The organism is Protofrankia sp. Cas3 (assembly GCF_963555955.1).
Classification (GTDB): Bacteria; Actinomycetota; Actinomycetes; order Frankiales; family Frankiaceae; genus Protofrankia.
Genome location: NZ_CAUVXP010000233.1, coordinates 1 through 6,328, shown reverse-complemented (window position 1 = coordinate 6,328; position 6,328 = coordinate 1). Strand labels below are relative to the sequence as shown.

At 68.8% G+C, this 6,328-nt stretch carries 3 protein-coding genes; 1 reads left to right on the top strand and 2 read right to left on the bottom strand.

Annotation, left to right across the window (positions count from 1 at the left end; translation table 11 throughout):
• Both U9983_RS25940 and U9983_RS25935 read right to left on the bottom strand, forming a co-directional pair.
• Window positions 1-3,810: DUF6531 domain-containing protein (locus U9983_RS25940; RefSeq protein WP_322756524.1), on the bottom strand; the 3,810-nt coding region annotated here is incomplete at its 3' end.
• 45 nt (window positions 3,811-3,855) lie between these two features.
• Window positions 3,856-4,152, bottom strand: coding sequence for a WXG100 family type VII secretion target (locus U9983_RS25935; protein WP_322756523.1), 297 nt, complete (start codon window positions 4,150-4,152; stop codon window positions 3,856-3,858).
• A gap of 364 nt (window positions 4,153-4,516) precedes the next feature.
• Here U9983_RS25935 and U9983_RS25930 point away from each other — a divergent pair.
• The coding region (locus tag U9983_RS25930; protein ID WP_322756522.1) for a serine/threonine-protein kinase at window positions 4,517-6,328 on the top strand (1,812 nt) is incomplete at its 3' end.

Sequence of the window (6,328 nt, the reverse complement as noted above, 5' to 3'; positions counted from 1 at the left end):
AACCCGTTCGCCCACCCCGCCGTCGTCGCCGGTGCCATCGCCGGCGAGGCGCTGCTTGGCGATCCGCCGGCCGAACGGATCATAGGAGTACCGCCAGCGCTGGCCGTCCGGGGTGGTCACACCGGTCAGCCGATCGTCGGCGTTCCAGCTGTAGCGCCAAGTGTGCGGCTTGCCCGACAGCCGTTTGTGCTGGCGCAGTGTCACCCGGCCCTGGCCGTCGTGCTCGTAGCGGACCCGGCCGGCCCGGCGGATCAGCGTGCCGGCGTACTCCCGACCGCCCTGCGCGGCCTCGTGCACCCCGTCGCGGCCGTTCGGCTGGGCGGGTGGGGACTGGGTGGACGCAGGCCAGGACGCATCGGTGATGTTGCCCACGGCATCGTAGACGTAGCGCTCGGACCAGCCGGCCCCGTGGACCGCGGTGACCCGCCGCACCGGGTCGAGATCGAACCGGCGCAGGCCGGCGAGCATGTCATCGATCTCGGTGACATACCCATCCGGGCTGTAGGAGTAGTCCCGGCGCTGCAGCACCCGTGCGTACCCCGCACTCCCGAGCACGGCAGCGGTCACGGTCTGCGACAGCAGCTGGTGGTTGGCATCCCACGCCTGCGCCAGCACCACCCCGCTGTCCAGGCTGCGCTCGATCTCCCGGCCGGCGTCGTCGTGGACGAACCGCACCGTCCGACCCGCAGTGTGCAGCACCAGCGGAAGGTCGTTCGGGTCATACTCCCACCGGCTGTCCGCCCCGGACGGCGTCACCCGCCGCACCCGCCGGCCCAGCACGTCGTACGTCGAGGAGACCGTCCGGCCGTTACAGGTCTCGGCCAGCATCCGACCGGCGGGGTCCCGGGTGAACGTGCAGTCGGCGTCGGCGTTCACCGCACGCACCACCCGTCCCACCGGATCGTAGGCAAACGTCGTCACCGCATTTCCGTCCCGTTTCTCAACCACGTTACCGAGCAGATCGCGGGTGAACCGCACGGTCTCCCCCGCACCGTTGGTCGACGCGACGAGCTGCCCGACGCCGTCATGGGTATAGGCCAGCACCCGCCCGTTGAAGTCGGTCTCCCGCACCAGATTCCCGGCCGGGTCGTAGTCGTAGCGCCAGACCAGGCCGTGCGGGTTGGTGACGGCGACCAGCCGTAGTTCGGTGTCGTAGGCGAACGCGAGGCGCGCCCCGTCCGGGCCGGTCCGCGCCGCCGGCAGATCGAAATGTGTCACCTCGATGCGGGTCACCAGGCCAGCCGCGTCCACATGCTCGACGAGATTGCCCTCCCCGTCATAGCTCCACCGCTCGGTGGCACCGTCGGGCAGGGTCCGGGAGGCGGGTCTGCCCTCCACCGTCCACCCGAACCGGGTCGTCCCGCCCACCGGATCGGTCACCGCGACCGGCAGACCGCACCCATCCCGCTCATACACGGTGACCGCGCCGAGGGGATCGGTCGCCGCGACCGGCAGCCCGGCGGCGTCGGTCTCGACCCGGTGGGTGTGGCCGAGCGCGTCGGTGACGGTGGTGAGCCGGCCACGGTCGTCATAGGAGAACACCGTCCGCGCCCCGACCGGATCGACCACGGCCGTCAGGTTCCCCCGCTCGTCGTAGGTGCGTTCCCAGCGGGCACCATCCGCCTCGACCAGCGTCACCGGCAGCCGCAGCGCATTCCATTGTGCGGTCACCCGGCTGCCATCCGGCCGGACAATCTCGGTCAGGTTGCCCTCGGCGTCGTAGCGATACCGCACCGTGCGGCCCAGCGGGTCGGTCTCGGCGAGCTTGCGGTCATACCGATCCCACGCATAGCCGGTGGCATGCCCGAGCGGATCGACCCGCTGGCGCAGCTGCATCACGTCGTTGAAATGATATTCCGTGGCATAACCGAGCGAGTTGGTCTCCACCGTGACACCGCGATCGGTGTCGTAGACGATCGTCCCGTCCAGGCAGCCCGCCGAACCCACGGTCCGCACCACCCGACCGGCTGCGTCGTAACTGTAGGCATAGCTGGTGCCGTTGCGATCCATCCAACCGATCATGCGCCCGGCGGCGTCATAGCCAAACCGCAACGGCCGACCCGAGGAGTTCACCACCTCGGTCAGCCGGCCACCCTCGTCGTAGCCGTAGCGGATGACCTCGGTGTCGGGTTCGCCCGCCCGCCCCCGCAACCGGATCGCGGTGATCAGACCCTGCCGGGTCTCCACCACCAGCCGGTACCCACCCGAATGGCCGATCTCAGCGAGCGTCCCGTCGTCGGCGTCGTAGCCCAACTCCACCCGGTGGCCGTTACGATCAGTGATCGCGGCGAGCGGCAGCGCCACCTCCCGAGCGCCGTCGGTCGGGAGCGCGAAGTGGAAAACGTGGCCCGTTGCCGGGTCGGTCACCGTATAGGCACCGGCGGCGTCGCAGGTCAACGGCAGCCGTGGGCCCTCCGCCGGCCACACCGTCGCCCCGGGTGCGGGATGGGGGTAGGCGACCAGCACCCCGTCCGACGCGGCATAGCACACCCCCGCCTCGTCGATCTCCAGGCGGAGGTCCAACGTCGAACTCCACGACCGGCCGAACCACCGGCCCGCCCGATACGACGACAGATGGGTCCGCTGCAACGCCCAGGCCAGCAGGCCGGGCAGCTCGACGTCGACCTGTGTGAGAATCATCTGCCCGCTGGCCATGTCCACCGGATCCCGCCCGACGAACCGGCAATGCGCGGCACGAGCGAACAGTCTGGGGTCACGCAAAGCACTACGAATGTCGCCACCAGCGACCGCGATCCCGTGCGGGATCGCCGTCACGATATTGCGCGCTCGGCCCAGCGCCGCACCGCCAAAGGTGCGCAGCCCGGCACCGATGAGCTTCAACCCCTCCCCGCGGGCCACCCCACGCCCCACCGCCACCGCGGTCCGCCCCAACCGGGCCACGCTGACCACCCCGCGTCCACCCGGAATCAGACCCAACGAGTCCAAAGCGAGCTGCCCTAACGACGCCTTACCCTGCGCATACTTCGCCAACGTGTCCGCGAACACCGCCGCACCCGCGACCAGCGCGATCGCCACCAACGCCAACCCGATCGGCCCCGACACAAACAGCGCGACGACCCCCGCGACCATCGCCACATCCCGGCAGAGATCGACGAAACTGTCCCAGGACCGAAACGGCGCCGACACCGCATCCCAGGCTTTCTCATACCACGGCCTGTTCTTGATCCCACTGTCCGCGAGCGCGTTCTCAATCCCCTGCGCGCAGCTCCGCACCGCCTCCCCCCGCAACTCCGCCGCATCCAACGCCAACCGCCGCGCCCGCGCCCGATCCGCACCCGCCACCTGCCCCCGGCTGGCGACCGCCCGAACCTGCCCGGCCACCGCCACCGCATCCCACAGCGCCGTCGCCACACCAATCGAACCCTCGGACAGCTCCGCCCGCGGCCACAGCAGCAACTCCCGGTCCGGCGGCAGCAACGCCCGCACTTCACGCAGCGCCGCCTGATAGCGACCCTCAGCGTCCAGGCCGTCGCGCAACGCGCCCCCCGCCCGGATCTTCGCCTCGGTCAGACCATTCGCATAACCGAACAGCGCCTCCCCGCAGCCCCGGTAGGCACGAGCCAACCGGGCCAGCCCGTCGGGTAACTCCACCAACGCCTCGGTGAACAGGGACGCGTAATTACCGGCCATCGCCAGCTCGCCACCACTACCCGCGATTGTCCGCAACCGCGCGGTGCCACTCTCAGCGAGATCGGCCTGGCCTCGCAACCGGACGGCCATCGCCCGCACCGACTCCGGGTCACCCGGAGTCGGATCACCCTCCAACTCCAGGACACCCCAGTCGCTCACCGCGGTCCTCCCTGTTCACCCAGGCTTCGTCCGCCGAACGCCTACTCAGCCGCCCGCCGACTGGCTGAGCGTGGCATCAAGTTCCTGGTGCTTCGAAATAGCCAACTTCAGGAAAGCGCCCATGCCCTCCAACCCGGCGATGGCGTTCCTGGTACCGGTGTTCCACTGCTCATATGACTGCTGGAACTTCCCCGACGCCTGATCGGTGATGAAACCGCTGGTCACCAGATTGTCGATCAGACCCTTGAGCTGAGTCAGCTGGTTTTCCATCTCCTGCTGACCGGCTGTGAGCCTCGATGCCGTCTGCTCCAACGCTCCGTAATCGACGTGGACGTCAGCCATCGCGTCTTTCCTTTCGTCAGGTGGCCGACGGCCACAAAAACCAGGGCCACGAGAACCAGGGCCACCGACAGAAATCGCTGGCGGTGGCCATCCACCCGGTAGCACCAGGGACGCCGAAAAGCGCTGACCGGCACGGTACCAGGAAGCAACAACAGGGGACAGTCCAGCGACCGAAGAGTAGGCGATCGTGTTTCTTTCGGGCGCTCGGCGGCCGCACAGATCCACTGCAAAACAACGCACGAAGCGTCGCGTCATCCCGCGCACCACCAAGGGCTCACGGATCGCGGCGCACGATTATGATGTGGAATTCAACCGGGCATGCATCACAGCGGACGCGGCTGCGACCATAGCACCAGGAGATCATGTGGAACGGGATCAGGCGAGCCAGGGTACGGGCGGGGGCTCACCGGGTCCGCCCATCGAGGGTTACCGGGATTTTCGGCGGATCGCGACCGGTGGGTTCAGCACCGTGTACACCGCTCACCAGGAACGTTTCGCGCGAACGGTCGCCGTGAAGGTTCTGGGCACCAACCTCGGGGACGCGGACGCGCTGCGGCGGTTCACCCGCGAGTGCCAGGCATCCGGACGCCTGTCGCACCTCCCGGAGGTCATCACCGTTTACGACGCAGGCGCCACCGCCGATGACCGACCCTTCATCGCGATGCAGTACTTCCCACGGGGATCGCTGGCGGACCGGATACATGGCGGCAACCAGCTGTCCGTGCTTGAAACCGTCGGAGTAGGGGTGTCCGTCGCCTGCGCGGTCGCTGCGGCGCATGATGCCAAAATTACTCATCGTGACGTCAAACCAGGAAATCTCCTGGTCTCCGATGATGGCTGCGCGGTGCTGAGCGATTTCGGGGTGGCAAGCATCCGCAGCGACTCGGAGGAGTCGGTCAGCCTTGACGCGTTTACACCGGTCCACTGCGCGCCCGAGGTGCTCGACGGCCTGCGCTACTCGCCAGCGGCCGACATCTACGCGTTCGGCTCAACCCTGTACACCCTGCTCACCGGCACGGCTCCGTTCGCACCCCAGGCCGGCGACGGACCCGCGACGCTCATCCGCCGCATCCTCGCCGGCGATGCCGCGGAGCTCGACCCGGCCGTCGCCGAGCCGCTCCGGCTGTTGATCGGCTCCATGATGTCGGTCGATCCACAACAACGCCCGACTGCGGTCGGCCTTGTCGAGACGTTCAACAGCTTGCGGGACGTCCTCGGAAGCGAGCCGCTGGCCCGACCGGTGCCAGCCGGAGACGACCTGGACCCCGACACACCGCGCCTTGCGCACACACCGCGCCTTGCGGACACGCCGCCGTTGGCGCCTGGGTTCCGCGAGGCGGTGGACACGCCCACCAGAACCCGGGCACGGCGAACACCGATGCCACCGCCCGTGCCGGTACCCGCGGGCACCGGCTCGGGTCACCGACGCCTTCGACGTACGTGGCTGGCTACGGCCGCGGGTGCGGCAGCCGTACTCGTGGTGATCGCGGTACTGGCTGCCGTCCTACGAGGGGGTACCGACACAGCCCAGACGCGGACGGCGAAGTCCGTCATCCCGTCGGTGACGGCGTCACCGGCACCCGGCGGGACCGATCCCGCGCCCTCAGGCGACCCGACATCGGCCGCTGGCACGATCAGCCCGGCGCCATCCAACTCCAACTCCGGAAGCGGAAGCGGAAGCGGATCGACGGACGCGACGCCGGCGAACCCGGATTCGCTCCCACCGCCGGTGTCGGCCGCCGCGGCACCGCCCGCTGTGGGGCCATCCGCCGCGGGTCCGGCGGATCCGCAACCTCGGGCGAGCAGCGCTCCGAGCGTCTCGTCCGCTCCGGCCCAGCCGGCCCCTTCCACCGCCCCCCAACCGCAGCCGGCCCCGGTCGACAGCTGCTCGGCCAGCAGCGTGACGACCGTCGACTACGCCGGACGACATTTCTCGACCATCTACACCTGCAGTACCTACGTGGGCTCGGCCGTCTACGCCAACGTCCGCTCCAACCAGGCTTCGGAAGACCTTGATGACAGCGGATACATGGACGGATCCGCAAAGGTATGGGTGATATGCCAGTACCAGGGCCGGTCGAACCCTGTCATCCAGGGAAACACCAACACCTGGTGGCTCTACACCCAGGGCGACTCCGGGAACTCCAACGCTCATGGCTACACCTGTCTCTTATAC

Coding starts and splice junctions, on each gene's coding strand:
- U9983_RS25935 (WP_322756523.1), bottom strand. CDS start 4,152: ATGGCTGACGTCCACGTCGATTACGGAGCGTTGGAGCAGACGGCATCG.